Origin of the sequence: Rossellomorea aquimaris, from assembly GCF_020171925.1 — a bacterium.
Lineage (GTDB): Bacteria > Bacillota > Bacilli > Bacillales > Bacillaceae_B > Rossellomorea > Rossellomorea aquimaris_F.
Genome location: NZ_JAIVAR010000002.1, coordinates 180,552 through 194,568 on the forward strand (window position 1 = coordinate 180,552; position 14,017 = coordinate 194,568).

Consider the following 14,017-nt stretch of genomic DNA (forward strand, 5'->3'; position numbering starts at 1 on the left):
AAAAATGAAACTTTCACTCCTTGAAATCGTATGAATAGTTACGATTGATTGGAGGAGAACAGCGTGTATTTAACGGTTGATTTAAAGGAAGCGGGCTATCGTAACGGGATGCCTGTATTGAAGGATATCGGATTCGCGGTCGGGCCTGGGGAACTTGTCGGGCTGATCGGGCCGAATGGTGCCGGGAAAAGCTCGACGGTGAAGGCGATACTCGGGGTCCTTCCGCATGTGGACGGCTCGGTCGACTTGAAGGACTATGCATACATACCGGAGCGGCCGATTTTCTATGACCGCCTGACTTTATGGGAGCATATCGACTTTCTCCAGTCCACACTCGAGGTGGATGAAGAGGAATTCAAATTGGAGGCGAAAAGGCTTCTGGATCTATTTCAGCTCTCGCAGCGGATCCATCATTATCCCGAGAATTTTTCGAAAGGGATGCAGCAGAAGGTGATGCTGATCCTGGCATTCCTGAAGAAGCCGGATCTGTATATCATCGACGAGCCGTTCATGGGACTCGATCCGAGTGCCACGAAGAAGCTTTTGCAGCTGATTGAAAAGGAAAAAGAGCGCGGGGCAGGCATCCTGATGTCGACTCATGTGCTCGATACGGCAGAGAAGATCTGTGACCGGTTTGTGCTCATTTCAAATGGTCGCCTCGTCGTGCAGGGGAAATTGGACGAGGTCCAGGAAGACAGTGGATTGAAAGAGGGGTCGCTCTTCGATTGCTTTGATGTGCTGACGGAGCGTGAATACGATGCAGGCTAGCGGGTTGTTCATGCGGAGGCTTTTGGAAGAGTGGCGCTATCAATGGGGCGTGGTGAAATCCGTATTGGATTGGACGATTGTCGTATATCTCGTCATCCCGCTCGTGATTGCCGCTCCCTTCCTCTATGTGGATATGTGGCAATACAGTCAACTGTATTGGAATGCCGCGATCCCCTACCCGGTCCTGTTGGTGCTCATTCTGTCCCTGTCGGCTAGCGGGAACATCAGGACGTTTCTGAAAGAAGCAGATTTATTGTATCTGCTTCAGAAAAAAGAGATCCTCCACCCGTTCAAGAGATATGGGTTCCTTTACTCGGTTGCGGGTTCGGTGGCAGTCGCAGGGGTGGCCATCCTCGTCCTTCTACCACTTTTCAAAGGAATCTATGGGTTGGCGGCGATGGAACTCTTTTCACTGCTGTTCTTGGTCGTAGCGTTTAGGCTCTTATTTTTCACGGTAAAAAAATTCACGTCCCGCGTGCTCGTGAAGTCGGTCATGTTCGTGTTTCTGGTACTCGCTTCGGTCAGCCTCGCTGCCACGGGCCCTATCGCCTCGGGACTGATCTCCCTGTGCGTGATCGGGTTCCTCATCCTTTTCCATCTTAAGCAGGTGACGAAAGCCAATCGGTGGTTCACGAAGGAATTGGAAATCGAACGCAGGGAGCGTGTCCGGTATATCAGGCTCATCTTGACGTACTCGATGGAGGTGGAGAAAAGCTCGTTCAACCAGCGTAATTCCCCGCTGCTGTTCTTCAAACACTCACAGAGGTTGTTCAAGAAGGGTCGGTCCAGGGAAGACGGTCTTCTGGACCTGCTCATGAAAGGGTTCTTGCGTGGAAGTTATATGAAACTATACATCCAGATGACGCTCGTCACCACTTCAGCGATCATCGTCTTCCCGGTGTGGGTGAAATGGCTAGTCTTCGTCGGTTTTGTCTTATTCTTACGTTCATGGTTGAAAAGTCTGTACGGAAAGATGCTGGATGCCCCATTTTTTGCGGTGGTCCCGTATGATGAAGCGACGGCGGAATCAGTCTGGCCGCGTTTTAAGAGGATTCTTGTGGTCCCGGCCGTTGGTTTGACAGGGGTGTTGGTTGTGGTGCTGTCATTTGTGGTATGGGTCGGCTGACGGAATCGGAGAATGGTAGAGTGTGAGTGACTTGCTGGAGGAAATAAAAAAGCCAGTACACTCTTTTTTAAAAAAAGCATACTGGCTTGGAAAAGGGGGATTTCCCTGTTGGGAACACTCATTGGTTTTTCATGGAGCGGTACACCGGTTATTCTGCGACCTTCTCCAAATTGCCATTGCGATCCATCTTGAACCGTGGCGCCTTCGCTTCGCTTTCTTCATCAAAGAGGACAAGCTTTCTCGCGCGGTTCATGATCTGCATAAGGGTTTCATAGTCTTCCTGCATCGTGACGGAATTGCTTTCGAGCTCGGCTACTTTCTTTTCAAGCTCTTTGTTTTCTCTTCTAATCTCGGCGATTTCGTGCTTCAATCTCTGATTCTCGATTTTCACGATATCCGAGTTCATGCTGGTGCTTGCCATGTTTTGCAGGAAGGCAATCACTTTTTCGAGTGTGACTTCACCGCGGAGGGCCGATGGGTTCACCATATGCTTCGTCGCCGGTGCTTGTGGTGCAACGAATTCCTCTGCTAGTTCCGTCATTTCTTCTACTTCAGGCTCGTCTTGGGCGGCCTGTTGCGTAAGCTGTTCGGTAGCTGGTACATAATCCTCGATCTGGTACTCCATTTCTTCCTCCGCCTCCGCCATTGATAGAGACATAGCATCCAGCTCCTCCATGGAAGGGGTAGGTGGCTTATAGAGCAGCTTCTTCTTTCCACCCTGATCTTTACCGAGCAGGCGGTGGCGCTGCTTCCGCTGTTTCTTTGCCAGTTGAAGGGCTTTCTCATACTGGTGGCGGACCACTGCATTCCAGCGGAACCCGCATGCTGCCGATGTGCGATTCAATTTGTCCCCGACTTCTTCAAACGCATTCAGCTGGGTACTTCCTTCGCGTACGTGCCGCAGGACGGTTTCGGCTAATAGCAGATCATTTTCATCCGTCCAAGCATCTTGTCTTGTTTTCATCATTACCATCTCAACTCCCTTGATTTCTTGAAATTGGCTCGTTGATAAAAGGATGGTCAGTTTTATAGATTTTTATACGAATATGCTAAAAAAATTTTGAAGTTGGTAGTTTCGTTGCAGGGAAGTATGTCTTTTTGTTCTTTTGTAATAAAAAAAATGAATACTGTTCATCAAGGACAGTAACTAACATAGGTATTTACTGATTCCAGCGTTTGATTGGAGTGCAAGACGAAGACTCCTGCGGGAAAAGTAGCTTATGTGAGACCCCGGAGGCTCACGGGCTACCCGCGGAAAGCGAAGTCTTGCACGGAAATCAATAGCGGCGTTCAAAGGGTAATCACCACAACCTGGAAACCACACTCTCTTGCAAATCCTTGCAGAAAACTGTATTCTATAAAGCGATGTTTGATTAGAATGAAATGATTTCAATAGATAGAAAGGGTTGTCGACAGATGGCAAACGAATTCAGGGTTTGCGATGATTGTCAGGCCGTTAATTTAAAGACCTTGATCCCGAAATTAAAGGACATGGACCCGGACGCACCGATCGATGTTGCGTGCCAATCCTACTGCGGTCCAGGACGGAAAAAGACATTCGCGTTTGTCAATAATCGTCCGGTAGCGGCGTTGACGGAAGAAGAACTCATGGAAAAAATCGCGAAAAAAATAAAAAAATAAGCACACTCAATCCAAACTTCCGACTAGGGAGTTTTTTCTTTTTGAAGGTACGTCCCTCATCGCGTTAAACCGCTAAAGGTACGTCCCTCGGTGCTTTAACGCGGTGAGGGATGTGCGTTTTGGATGGGTTTAGTTTCCTGGTTTGGAGGAAAGTATTTAAGGGATGGAGAAGTAGTAGGGTGAGGATGTAAAGTTTTTGTCAAGATGGTGTAAATGGAAGAAATTTTTTTAGGTTGATGGAGTGCCCGGTATGATTTGTTTGGGGGACAATATGCTATTTTTTTCGACAAATTTCGAGATGATGGCCGGGTACAAAGTCGCTATAATAGAAATATGCTAGTTTAGGAAGAGGGTAAAAGATGGAGTATTCCAAGCAGAAATTACATGAAGAAAAAGTATTTAAAGACCCTGTTCATCGGTATGTTCATGTAAGGGATCGCGTGATTTGGGATCTGATCGGTACGAAGGAGTTCCAGCGCCTCAGAAGGATCAGGCAGCTCGGGACGACGTACTTGACCTTCCATGGTGCTGAGCATAGCCGCTTCAACCATTCCCTCGGGGTGTACGAGATCATCCGCCGCATCGTCGATGATGTGTTCGATGGCCGCCCTGAATGGAATCAGGAAGAAAGACTGCTGTCCTTATGTGCCGCCCTGCTCCATGATCTAGGGCACGGGCCTTTTTCCCATTCATTTGAAAAGGTGTTCCACCTGGACCATGAGCATTTTACCCAGGAAATCATCGTGGGTGACACAGAGGTGAACGCGGTCCTTTCAAAGGTAGGGAAGGACTTTCCTAAACATGTGGCAGAAGTCATTGCGAAAACGTACGAGAACAAGCTTGTCGTTAGCCTGATCTCAAGTCAGATCGATGCAGACCGCATGGATTATCTGCAGCGTGATGCGTATTTCACCGGAGTTAGCTACGGTCACTTCGATATGGAGCGGATCCTGCGCGTGATGCGACCGCGTGAAGATCAGGTCGTGATCAAACAAAGCGGGATGCATGCCGTCGAGGATTACATCATGAGCCGCTATCAGATGTACTGGCAAATCTATTTCCACCCAGTCACGAGAAGTGCAGAGGTCATCCTGACGAAAATTTTACATAGAGCGAAGGAACTTCATGAAAAGGGATATTCGTTTAAACAGAAGCCCCTTCATTTCTATTCCCTGTTCACGGGGGATGTGGCACTTGAAGATTACTTGAAGCTCGATGAATCGGTGATCATGTATTATTTTCAAATTTGGCAGGAAGAAGAGGACGCGATTCTCAGGGATCTGTGCGAGCGATTCATGAACCGCAATCTCTTCAAATACGTGGAGTTCGACCCGGCGAAGGAATACAAGAAGCACAGTGAGCTCGAGACCTTATTCAAGAAAGCGGGCATCGACCCCGACTATTATCTTGTTGTCGACTCGTCTTCTGATCTTCCGTATGATTTCTACCGTCCGGGTGAGGAAGAGGAACGTCTTCCGATCCACCTATTAATGAAAAATGATGAACTTCGGGAGCTGTCGAGGGAATCGGATATCGTCGATTCCATTTCCGGCAAGCGCAGAACCGACCATAAATTATACTATCCAGTGGATTTACTATATGACAAATCAACGAAGAAGAATATAAAGAAACAGATCCGTACGATTCTGGAACTTCCATAGAAAAGAGTGCTGTTTTTACCGATGAACGTGCAAGGCCCGGACCGGAACCACTGCGGTCGGGCCACAATAGCGTCACACGTCACGGGACAGCCGGAACATCATGGCCGATGGAGGATCTACTGAATGCAATACTAGGAGTAGGAGATGACGTACATTGTTGAAAGAACATGCAAAACTGATGAGTGCCTTTTTAGCGTCCGGTGAAGTGGTAGGGAGGAAGAAGCTCCAGAAGATGATCTTCATCGCGAAGAAGCTTTCCTTCCCGTTTCAGGAAAAATTCCAATTTCATTTCTACGGCCCTTATTCAGAAGAGCTCACCCTGCGCGTCGAGGAGCTCTGCAATATGGGCTTCATCTCGGAAGTGCGCGAAAAAAAAGGCGGCTACTACCAATATCGTTACACGGTCACGAAGGAAGGGGAAGACTTCCTTTCGATTTATGAAAAAGACATTCCGTGTCTCAAGGATTGCCTGGTTGACATGAACACGCAGTCTGCACGCTTTCTCGAACTTGTTTCAACGGTCTTATATTTTGATAATCTTACAAAAGAGGAAGTCTGCGAGAAGGTATTCACGCTGAAGAGCAAGCAGAAGTATACGGAAGAAGAAATCGATGAGGCATTTGCTTATATTGATGGATTGAAGAAGATGAAGGTTGTTCAATAGAGGATTTGAGGACTGTTCCAAATGTGGGGCGGTCCTTTTTATTTGGTCAATGGCTTTGTTAAGTGAAAGGTAGTTTTCAACAGCGGAGTTTATTAGTGCCTTTATAAAAAGTACCCTCAGGTGCTGATGCGCATGAGGGCTTCTTTTCACAAAGACTATTGATCGCTCAATCTCTTCCCGCCGACAGCATAGTGCCCCTTCGTCATTTCTTCGATGAATACGACGATTTTGTCTTCTGCTGCACCGGTCGTTTCGCTCACGGCTTGCGTGACTTTTTCCACGAGTGCTTTCTTTTGGTCTTCCGAACGTCCCTCAAGCATTTTAACGGTTACATAAGGCATTTTAATTCGCTCCTCATCTCTGATTTTGGTACAATCGTGGGTGGAACCCTTCTTAACTGTAATCGGAGTGAAGCGGGGAAGCAAGCCTGTATGAATGAAAGTCTTGCAGGACTTTTTCTGCATACTATGGAATAAGAAAGTAAACCATTTTTAAAAGGAGTACATATTTTGGATACATTTAGAAGTTTGTTTGAGTCCATATCGGTCTTCCGGCTGGAAGAGCTTCCGTTCGTGGTCATTGCGCTCGTGCTCGCCTTTACGGTCCATGAGTTTGCCCATGCGTATGTGGCGTATAAATTCGGGGATACGACAGCGAAGGACCAGGGGCGCCTGACGCTGAATCCCGTGCAGCATCTGGATCCGTTCGGGACGATCTTGATCCTGATTGCCGGTTTCGGATGGGCACGCCCGGTACCGGTGATGCGTTCCCGGTTCAAGAATCCGCGTCTCGCGGGCATCCTGGTTTCTGCTGCGGGCCCCTTAAGTAATTTCCTGATTGCCTTCATCGCCTTCGGTCTGTTTTATTTTTCAGTGGGGTTGACCGGCGGAGGAATCCCGCCATTTGTGGCCGATCTTCTTCAGATGATCGTCGAGTTGAATATCCTCTTATTCGTGTTCAACCTGCTGCCGTTCCCTCCGCTTGATGGCTATCGCATCATCGAGGATCTTTCGCCTCCGCATGTACGGGCGAAGCTCAGCCAATATGAGCAGTACGGAATCCTGCTGTTTCTGATCCTGGTCATCACGCCGCTTGACCAATATACGATCTGGCCAGTCCTGAACACGGGAATGAGTGCGACCGGCCAGGCGTTCAGCACCATTTTTGGAACGATTCTTTCAATCTTTAGCTAAAGGAGTTCGATACGATGGAAAAGAAAAAGAATATCGGATTTAATATCATAAAAAGCGACCCGACCGATGGACATGGCGGTTTCGGAGTCGGTTCACTGAGTCTTGACCATGTTTCCCCCGTCATGATCGATGTAGAAGAAGGTCAAGCGACGATCGAAGTCGGTGCAATGCATGCCCGAAGCCCGATGGAAAGGGGAATCAAATTCACGAATAACCGTGAAGATTCCGCAGGCGGCAAGCCATACTGGCTCATCTGGGTCACAATCGACCGCGTGGAGGATGGCCCTTATTACGCCGGGGTGACAGCTTGTGAAATGGTCATGAATCGTGAAAAACGCAGAGGCTACAAATCGATGCCGGAACACGTGAACCATATGGACAAATCCATCAAACGACACATCATCGTCGATCAGATGGATGACAAATCCAAAGGGATCCTGGCAGACTTCCTCAAAACCCACGACCAAGGCATGTGGGACCGCTCCAAGCCTGAGCTCAAGCAAGCACTCGGAGCGGAATAAATTCCACTTTCGAAGGTACGTCCCTCACCGCTTTAACGCGATGAGGGACGTACCTTCTTTCTTTTTTTGTGACATACCTGGTGTTTGTGAACAAAGTGTGACATTTTTTTGAAAGTGACTTTCACATCTTGTACTTATCTTGGAAAAAAAGTAAACTTAAAGCACAGTTTGCACATAAACTAGGACATGAAAGACCCCGGGTTCGCACAAGCCCGGGGTTTTTCGTTTTTATATGGGTTGAGTCACCTTGTAGATACATAAGTAATCATTATAGAAGTGTATAAATAGGTTCGAATTTCCTTATGATGCTGTACGAGCTAACATGGTAGTAGACTCAGCTTATAAAGGAAGGGTGACCTGCATGAAGATGATCACATTCAGGGAAGCAAGGAAAGGGGACCTCGACGTCATAGTCGCCATGCTTGCGGATGATGTGTTGGGAAGGCAAAGAGAGATGGTCACGGACCCGCTACCGGAGAGCTATTCGAAGGCATTCCAGGCGATTGATGAGGACCCAAATAACGAGCTGATCGTTGCTTGTGAAGGGACACGCGTTGTCGGGGTGATGCAGCTGACGTTCACTCCACACCTCACTCATCAGGGAAGCTGGAGGATGACGATCGAAGGGGTGAGGACGTCTTCCGCCGTGCGTGGCAGCGGGATCGGTTCAGAGATGATCGAATGGGCGATTGCCCGTGCAGGCGAACGCGGCTGCAGTCTCGTGCAGCTCACGACGGATAAGCAGCGGGAAGACGCCCGCCGGTTCTACGAGAAGCTCGGCTTCAAGGCGACCCATGAAGGAATGAAATTGATGCTTTAACACACGAAAGAAGGTACGTCCCTCATCGCTTTAACGCGATGAGGGACGTAACTTCAACTTTTTCATCAGAATATCCAGTCGGCCCACTTTTTGTACCACGGCTTTTTGTCTTTCGGTGCCGGTTCTTTTTCGTTCGGTGCATCGTGGTCGCCTAGGTGTTCTTTACAATGCTCTGTCGGTTCGGTGCCCTTCACGAAGTAGGTGAAGCGCTGGACAGGGCAATCCTTCGTGGCAAGCAAACCATTGTGCGGGTTGATGGCGACGCCGATGACCCCTTTCGTCGGTTTGAATGCCTTCACTGGTTCGTCCTTCAGGGCTTCCTCCATGAAGTTCACCCATATTTTCTTCGCATACAGTTTATCCGTGATCAACGAAATGTCCTTGCCTTTATCGTAGCCCGTCCACACCCCGGCTGTCAGCTGCGGGGAAAAACCAATCATCCAGTTGTCCGTATTGGTCGTACCTGATTTGCCTGCGTAGTGTCGTGTCGCATCATTCCTGATCTGAATCCCGGTGACAGTCGAATAATCATTCAGCTTCGGATCGAATATCCCCGTCAGCATATGCGTCATGACGTAGGCGGTATCCGGGTCGAGCACCTGCTCCTTCTTGGATTCCTCTTCGTAAATGATCGTCCCGGCCCAATCCTCCACGCGTGTGATGAAGACGGGCTTGACTTTATAGCCGCCGTTGGCAAATAAATTGTAGGCATTCACCATGTCGATCACCCTCGCACCGGAAGTCCCGAGTGCCGATGACGGGTATTTCTTCACCGGTGTGGTGAGGCCGAATGTTTCTTTCGCCGATTTCGTCAACGTGTCCTGTCCCATGAACAGATGGGTCTTCACGGCATACACATTATCGGAGAGTGCAATCGCCTGGGCAAGCGTGATCTCGTCGTTTGCGTACTTATTATTGTAATTATGCGGTGAGTAGGTTTTATTTTCGTCAAACGTGAACGTCGTGAGCTCACTTTTCATCGTAGTAGCGGGTGTGAATCCCTGTTGGAGTGCCGAGTAGTAGAGGAGCGGTTTGATGGTCGATCCCGGTTGCCTGATGGCCTGTACGGCCCGGTTGAAAGGACTTTCTTCGTAATCCCGGCCACCGACCATTGCGGTGACATACCCATTCTTCGGATTCATCGATACAAAACCAAGCTGGATATCGGACTCTTCTTCGATTTGTTCCTTCACCACTTTTTCGGCTACTTCCTGATGCTTCGTGTTCAGTGTCGTGTACACTTTGAGCCCGCCCATTTCAATCGTGCGATCATCGAGTCCGAGTTCCGTGCGGAGGATGTTCTTCACAACATCCTGGAAATAGGGAGCGGTCTCGACTGATTGATGGGCATGCTGACCGGTGATTCTGACATGTTTGGCTTTCGTGGTGTCACTTTCTTTTTTGGTGATGAAACCATCCTCGTTCATCGCATCCAGGATGATCCCCTGACGCTTCTTGGCATTCTCCATTGAGTTAATCGGAGAATAATAGGAAGGCGCTTTCGGCACCCCTGCGAGCATGGCCGCCTCTGCAAGCGTCAGGCTTTCCGCGTCTTTTCCGAAATAATACTGGCTTGCGGCCTGTACGCCGTAGGCGCCGTGGCCGTAATAAATCGTATTGAGGTACCCCTCGAGAATCTCTTTCTTCGAATAGTTCATCTCGATCCGGAGAGTGTAGAGCGCCTCGGAGATCTTCCGTTTCCACGTCTTATCATGGGTTAAAAAAAGATTGCGGGCGTACTGCTGGGAAATGGTACTTGCCCCCTGGACCTTGGCTCCGGCCTTCAAATCCGCCAGGGCCGCCCCTGCGATCCGCTTGAAATCAAAACCGTAATGCTGATAAAAATTCTTGTCTTCGATGGCGATGGTCGCTTCGATCAGAGCGGGCGATATCTGTTCGAGGTTCACCCAATACCGTTTCTCGCCAGTATTCGTTTCCCCGATCACCTTGCCTTCCCCATCATAAATCAGCGTCGACTGCGGCACTGCAAGTGGAGGGGGACCCTGCACCTTTGCATACGTCAGCACCCCGATCAGACCCGCCAGCACAAGAACAGAAAAAACCAGAGACAGAATGACGGCTGCCCTTGCATATTTTTTTGTTTTCTCCATCCCCGAACGAGTGATCAATTCCATCCCGATTCCCGCCTTCTCTATAAAATAGTTTTCTATGAAAATCCGTTCCCCGACTCTCGAAGGTACGTCCCTCAATGCGTTAAAGCGGTGAGGGACGTACCTTGAAGTCGAGTTTGCATGTTACTAAACAGTATGAGAGGTTTGGAGAGTTTTTAAACGTATAAGTAATAGAAAAAATTTCACTTGAATTTTTGCTAGATTCCACTATACTTTTTCTCATGTTTGTATTTATGATGATAGGGAAGGATAAAAATGACGTCTGACGATGACGTTATTTATTTTGTAAATAACACCTGTGATGTTAAGTGACTTTTGTATTTGGAAGGTTAAGCATATTTAATAATTTGCACTAACAGGTATTCAGCTAGAATAAACATAATAGCTATTTAGTTTTCAAACGGATCCAGCGTTTGATTGGAGTGGAAGACGCAGACTCCTGCGGGAAAAGCGAGTTAGGTGAGACCCCGCAGGCGAAGCCGAGGAGGCTCACCAACCGCCCGCGGAAAGCGGAGTCTTCCACGGAAATCAAAAGCGGCGATTGGGCAGTTTATAGCCAGAAAATAATTAAAAGAAGGGAAGTTGAAACAATGAGTGGACTTTGGTACACAGAAAAACAAACAGAAAACTTCGGAATTACGATGAAAATCAAGAAGACTTTACATACAGAGCAAACAGATTTTCAATACCTTGAAATGGCTGAAACAGAAGAATGGGGCAACATGCTGTTCCTAGACGGAATGGTCATGACAAGCCAGAAAGACGAATTCGTCTATCATGAAATGGTGGCCCACGTGCCTCTATTCACGCACCCGAATCCGGAAAGAGTATTGGTTGTCGGAGGCGGCGACGGCGGTGTCATCCGTGAAGTCCTCAAGCATCCAAGCGTGAAGAAAGCCGTATTGGTCGATATCGATGGGAAAGTCATCGAGTACTCTAAGAAATACCTTCCTGAAATCGCGGGTGAGCTAGAAAACGAGCGCGTCGATGTCCAAGTGGGCGACGGGTTCATGCATATCGCGAAAAGTGAAAACGAGTATGACGTCATCATGGTCGATTCCACTGAGCCGGTAGGACCAGCCGTGAACCTGTTCACAAAAGGATTCTACGCAGGGATCTCCAAAGCCCTGAAAGAAGACGGGATCTTTGTTGCGCAATGCGATAACCCATGGTTCAAAGCGGACCTTATCCGTCAAGTACAGCGTGATGTAAAGGAAATCTTCCCTGTCACTCGCCTGTACACAGCGAACATCCCGACATACCCAAGCGGCATGTGGGCGTTCACGATCGGATCGAAGAAACACGATCCAATTCAAGTGCCGGAAGACCGTTTCCACGAAATCGAAACGAAATACTACACACCGGAACTACACAACGCAGCATTCGTACTGCCTAAATTCGTCAAAGACCTGACGAAATAATCGAAACCGAAGAACCAGCGATGCGATTCGCCCCCACACGCGCCAAAGGGGCAAGGGGCGTGCTTTCACTGGTGTGACGCATTAACGTGTTGAGGGACGGTCCTTCAGCGAGGTAATGCTTTAAACTAACGAGGGACGTACCTTCAAAAGGTGCACCCTCAACAAAGAAAGGTTGAATATGATGCGTTTTGATGAAGCTTATTCAGGTAATGTGTTTATAAAGAGCCATCCTTCTTATGAGGAGAGTTCGGTTGTATTGTACGGCATGCCGATGGACTGGACGGTCAGCTACCGTCCAGGTTCCCGTTTCGGTCCCACCCGTATCCGCGAAGTGTCGATCGGCCTTGAAGAATACAGTGCCTATCTTGATCGCGAACTAGAGGAAGTGAAGTTCTTCGATGCAGGGGACATCCCACTGCCGTTCGGTAATCCACAGCGTAGCATCGACATGATCGAAGACTATATCGATCAGCTGTTGGGTGACGGGAAAATCCCATTCGGAATGGGCGGGGAGCACCTCGTTTCATGGCCGGTCATGAAGGCCGTTGCGAAGAAATATCCGGATTTGGCGATCATCCATATGGATGCCCATACGGACCTTCGTGAAGAGTATGAGGGAGAGCCGCTTTCCCACTCGACGCCGATCCGCAAAATCGCTGAACACATCGGACCCGAGAATGTCTACTCGTTCGGAATCCGTTCAGGCATGAAGGAAGAATTCCAGTGGGCGAAGGAAAACGGTATGCACATCTCGAAATTCGAAGTGCTCGAGCCGTTGAAGGAAATCCTTCCGACGCTTGCAGGCCGTCCTGTCTATGTCACAATCGACATCGACGTATTGGACCCTGCCCATGCACCTGGGACAGGAACCGTGGATTGCGGCGGAATCACGTCCAAGGAGCTGCTTGCATCCATCCACGCGATTGCACACTCCGATGTGAACGTCGTCGGTGCAGACCTAGTCGAAGTCGCACCAATCTACGACCCATCCGAACAAACAGCCAACACAGCCAGCAAACTCATCCGTGAAATGCTACTTGGCTGGGTGAAATAATATCTTTGAAAAATAGGATTGCCTTGTAGTGGGGTGATCCTATTTCTTTTATGAAAAGATAGGAAGGTGTGGAGGATTGTTCTGTACGTATCTGTGCAGCCTTCAGAGGAGAAGTTTGGAGTATTAACCGGCTCCAGCAGTTGATTGGAGTGGGAGACGAAGACTCCTATCATAAAAGCGGAAGGGCTTTGAAAAGAGGCCTGTGGAATAAGACGAATCGGCCTGGAAGGCGTTTTGCATTCTTGGTCGGTTTGGCTTATGACATGTGCCTCTAAGCCCTGCAGCTAGACAGTGCCCTCCGTAAGAAGCGACGAGGAGGTTCACGGGCTACCCGCGGAAAGCGAAGTCTTCCACGGAAATCAACCGCGGCGATCAAAGACATAGAATTATATTTCAGAATAGAGAAGACTTCCCAAACGGACTTTCACAAACTTCCAACCCAAAACTCCCCTCCTTTCATTGCATTTTCATCCAATAGTTCTTATACTTAATTAGTTAGAAGGAAGACCGTCCATTTAAGCGGGGCGGAGATATTCCAGGCTCGGACTTTAAATTAGAAAAGGATGTGAGTGGTTTGACAGACAACAGCATTGAATCGACCCCTGTCAAAATTCACTTGAAAACGAATGTTACGATCGGTGACGACAGCGATGCATTTGAACTCGTATCGTTCGGCCGATTTTATGAAAAAGACGATGCGTTTTTCCTCAAGTACGATGAAGTACAGGAGGAGGGGACCATCCACACGGTCGTCAAAGTGACGGACACGCAGGCACTGATCCTGAGAAGCGGTGCCGTCAAGATGAGAATGGTGTTCAACGAATGGGAAGAGATGAACGGCTCCTATGAAAGCGAGCTCGGGACCCTCTTACTGAAGACGAAAACAAAAAAACTTTCACATACAAAACATCTGTCGAAGGCGGAAGGGGATTTCAACCTTTCGTATGAGCTGATCATGCAGGGAAGCTCGGTCGGAGATTATGAAATGTCGATCAACTTTAAGGAGGAAGAATAGG

Annotated in this window: 14 protein-coding genes; 11 read left to right on the forward strand and 3 right to left on the reverse strand. The window is 48.5% G+C overall.

What is annotated here, in order from left to right:
- Positions 1 to 63: 63 nt before the first annotated feature.
- Together LCM10_RS08640 and LCM10_RS08645 are read left to right on the forward strand one after the other, a co-directional pair.
- Positions 64 to 768 carry an ABC transporter ATP-binding protein gene (locus LCM10_RS08640; protein WP_224875835.1) on the forward strand — a complete coding sequence of 235 codons (705 nt, stop codon included), beginning with the start codon at positions 64 to 66 and terminating at the stop codon, positions 766 to 768.
- 10 nt (positions 769 to 778) lie between these two features.
- Positions 779 to 1,894 carry an ABC transporter permease gene (locus tag LCM10_RS08645; protein ID WP_224875836.1) on the forward strand — a complete coding sequence of 372 codons (1,116 nt, stop codon included), beginning with the start codon at positions 779 to 781 and terminating at the stop codon, positions 1,892 to 1,894.
- A gap of 148 nt (positions 1,895 to 2,042) precedes the next feature.
- On the opposite strand, the gene LCM10_RS08650 is transcribed toward LCM10_RS08645, so the two are convergent.
- Entirely contained in the window at positions 2,043 to 2,858 is an 816-nt protein-coding gene (locus LCM10_RS08650) for an RsfA family transcriptional regulator (protein WP_318247490.1), read from the reverse strand.
- Between the two features lie 452 nt (positions 2,859 to 3,310).
- Between LCM10_RS08650 and LCM10_RS08655 the strand changes: the two genes are divergently transcribed.
- The 3 genes from LCM10_RS08655 to LCM10_RS08665 all read left to right on the forward strand — a co-directional run bounded on the left by LCM10_RS08655 (position 3,311) and on the right by LCM10_RS08665 (position 5,860).
- Positions 3,311 to 3,535, forward strand: coding sequence for a DUF1450 domain-containing protein (locus LCM10_RS08655; RefSeq protein WP_224875838.1), 225 nt, complete (start codon positions 3,311 to 3,313; stop codon positions 3,533 to 3,535).
- Between the two features lie 359 nt (positions 3,536 to 3,894).
- The gene (locus tag LCM10_RS08660; protein ID WP_224875839.1) at positions 3,895 to 5,196 is read left to right on the forward strand and encodes an HD domain-containing protein; all 1,302 of its coding nucleotides are present in this window, start codon (positions 3,895 to 3,897) and stop codon (positions 5,194 to 5,196) included.
- A 154-nt stretch (positions 5,197 to 5,350) separates the two neighbouring features.
- The gene (locus tag LCM10_RS08665) at positions 5,351 to 5,860 is read left to right on the forward strand and encodes a YwgA family protein (RefSeq protein ID WP_224875840.1); all 510 of its coding nucleotides are present in this window, start codon (positions 5,351 to 5,353) and stop codon (positions 5,858 to 5,860) included.
- A 155-nt stretch (positions 5,861 to 6,015) separates the two neighbouring features.
- Here LCM10_RS08665 and LCM10_RS08670 read toward each other — a convergent pair whose 3' ends face one another.
- Positions 6,016 to 6,201 carry a 2-hydroxymuconate tautomerase gene (locus LCM10_RS08670; protein WP_224875841.1) on the reverse strand — a complete coding sequence of 62 codons (186 nt, stop codon included), beginning with the start codon at positions 6,199 to 6,201 and terminating at the stop codon, positions 6,016 to 6,018.
- A gap of 168 nt (positions 6,202 to 6,369) precedes the next feature.
- Between LCM10_RS08670 and LCM10_RS08675 the strand changes: the two genes are divergently transcribed.
- From LCM10_RS08675 to LCM10_RS08685, 3 genes are all read left to right on the forward strand, one after another.
- Positions 6,370 to 7,053: a site-2 protease family protein gene (locus tag LCM10_RS08675; RefSeq protein WP_224875842.1), complete on the forward strand. Its 684-nt coding sequence runs from the start codon at positions 6,370 to 6,372 to the stop codon at positions 7,051 to 7,053.
- Between the two features lie 14 nt (positions 7,054 to 7,067).
- Complete coding sequence (locus tag LCM10_RS08680) at positions 7,068 to 7,574, forward strand: YwhD family protein (protein ID WP_224875843.1); 507 nt, start codon at positions 7,068 to 7,070, stop codon at positions 7,572 to 7,574.
- Between the two features lie 367 nt (positions 7,575 to 7,941).
- Positions 7,942 to 8,394 carry an N-acetyltransferase family protein gene (locus LCM10_RS08685; protein WP_412103390.1) on the forward strand — a complete coding sequence of 151 codons (453 nt, stop codon included), beginning with the start codon at positions 7,942 to 7,944 and terminating at the stop codon, positions 8,392 to 8,394.
- 65 nt (positions 8,395 to 8,459) lie between these two features.
- Here LCM10_RS08685 and LCM10_RS08690 read toward each other — a convergent pair whose 3' ends face one another.
- Positions 8,460 to 10,529: a transglycosylase domain-containing protein gene (locus LCM10_RS08690; RefSeq protein WP_224875845.1), complete on the reverse strand. Its 2,070-nt coding sequence runs from the start codon at positions 10,527 to 10,529 to the stop codon at positions 8,460 to 8,462.
- Between the two features lie 587 nt (positions 10,530 to 11,116).
- Between LCM10_RS08690 and speE the strand changes: the two genes are divergently transcribed.
- From speE to LCM10_RS08705, 3 genes are all read left to right on the forward strand, one after another.
- On the forward strand, positions 11,117 to 11,947 hold the full coding sequence (gene speE, locus LCM10_RS08695; protein ID WP_224875846.1) for a spermidine synthase: 831 nt from the start codon (positions 11,117 to 11,119) through the stop codon (positions 11,945 to 11,947).
- Between the two features lie 181 nt (positions 11,948 to 12,128).
- Positions 12,129 to 13,001 carry an agmatinase gene (gene speB / locus LCM10_RS08700; RefSeq protein WP_224876386.1) on the forward strand — a complete coding sequence of 291 codons (873 nt, stop codon included), beginning with the start codon at positions 12,129 to 12,131 and terminating at the stop codon, positions 12,999 to 13,001.
- A 565-nt stretch (positions 13,002 to 13,566) separates the two neighbouring features.
- Positions 13,567 to 14,016, forward strand: a complete 450-nt coding sequence (locus tag LCM10_RS08705; RefSeq protein ID WP_412103383.1) for a DUF1934 domain-containing protein — start codon at positions 13,567 to 13,569, stop codon at positions 14,014 to 14,016.
- The last annotated feature ends 1 nt before the right edge of the window (position 14,017 follow it).

Excerpts from the sequence above, each read along its gene's own strand:
- LCM10_RS08685 (WP_412103390.1), top strand. The coding sequence starts at position 7,942 with ATGATCACATTCAGGGAAGCAAGGAAAGGGGACCTCGACGTCATAGTC.
- speE (WP_224875846.1), top strand. The coding sequence starts at position 11,117 with ATGAGTGGACTTTGGTACACAGAAAAACAAACAGAAAACTTCGGAATT.
- speB (WP_224876386.1), top strand. The coding sequence starts at position 12,129 with ATGCGTTTTGATGAAGCTTATTCAGGTAATGTGTTTATAAAGAGCCAT.
- LCM10_RS08690 (WP_224875845.1), bottom strand. The coding sequence starts at position 10,529 with ATGGAATTGATCACTCGTTCGGGGATGGAGAAAACAAAAAAATATGCA.
- LCM10_RS08660 (WP_224875839.1), top strand. The coding sequence starts at position 3,895 with ATGGAGTATTCCAAGCAGAAATTACATGAAGAAAAAGTATTTAAAGAC.
- LCM10_RS08655 (WP_224875838.1), top strand. The coding sequence starts at position 3,311 with ATGGCAAACGAATTCAGGGTTTGCGATGATTGTCAGGCCGTTAATTTA.
- LCM10_RS08650 (WP_318247490.1), bottom strand. The coding sequence starts at position 2,858 with ATGAAAACAAGACAAGATGCTTGGACGGATGAAAATGATCTGCTATTA.
- LCM10_RS08645 (WP_224875836.1), top strand. The coding sequence starts at position 779 with ATGCGGAGGCTTTTGGAAGAGTGGCGCTATCAATGGGGCGTGGTGAAA.
- LCM10_RS08680 (WP_224875843.1), top strand. The coding sequence starts at position 7,068 with ATGGAAAAGAAAAAGAATATCGGATTTAATATCATAAAAAGCGACCCG.
- LCM10_RS08670 (WP_224875841.1), bottom strand. The coding sequence starts at position 6,201 with ATGCCTTATGTAACCGTTAAAATGCTTGAGGGACGTTCGGAAGACCAA.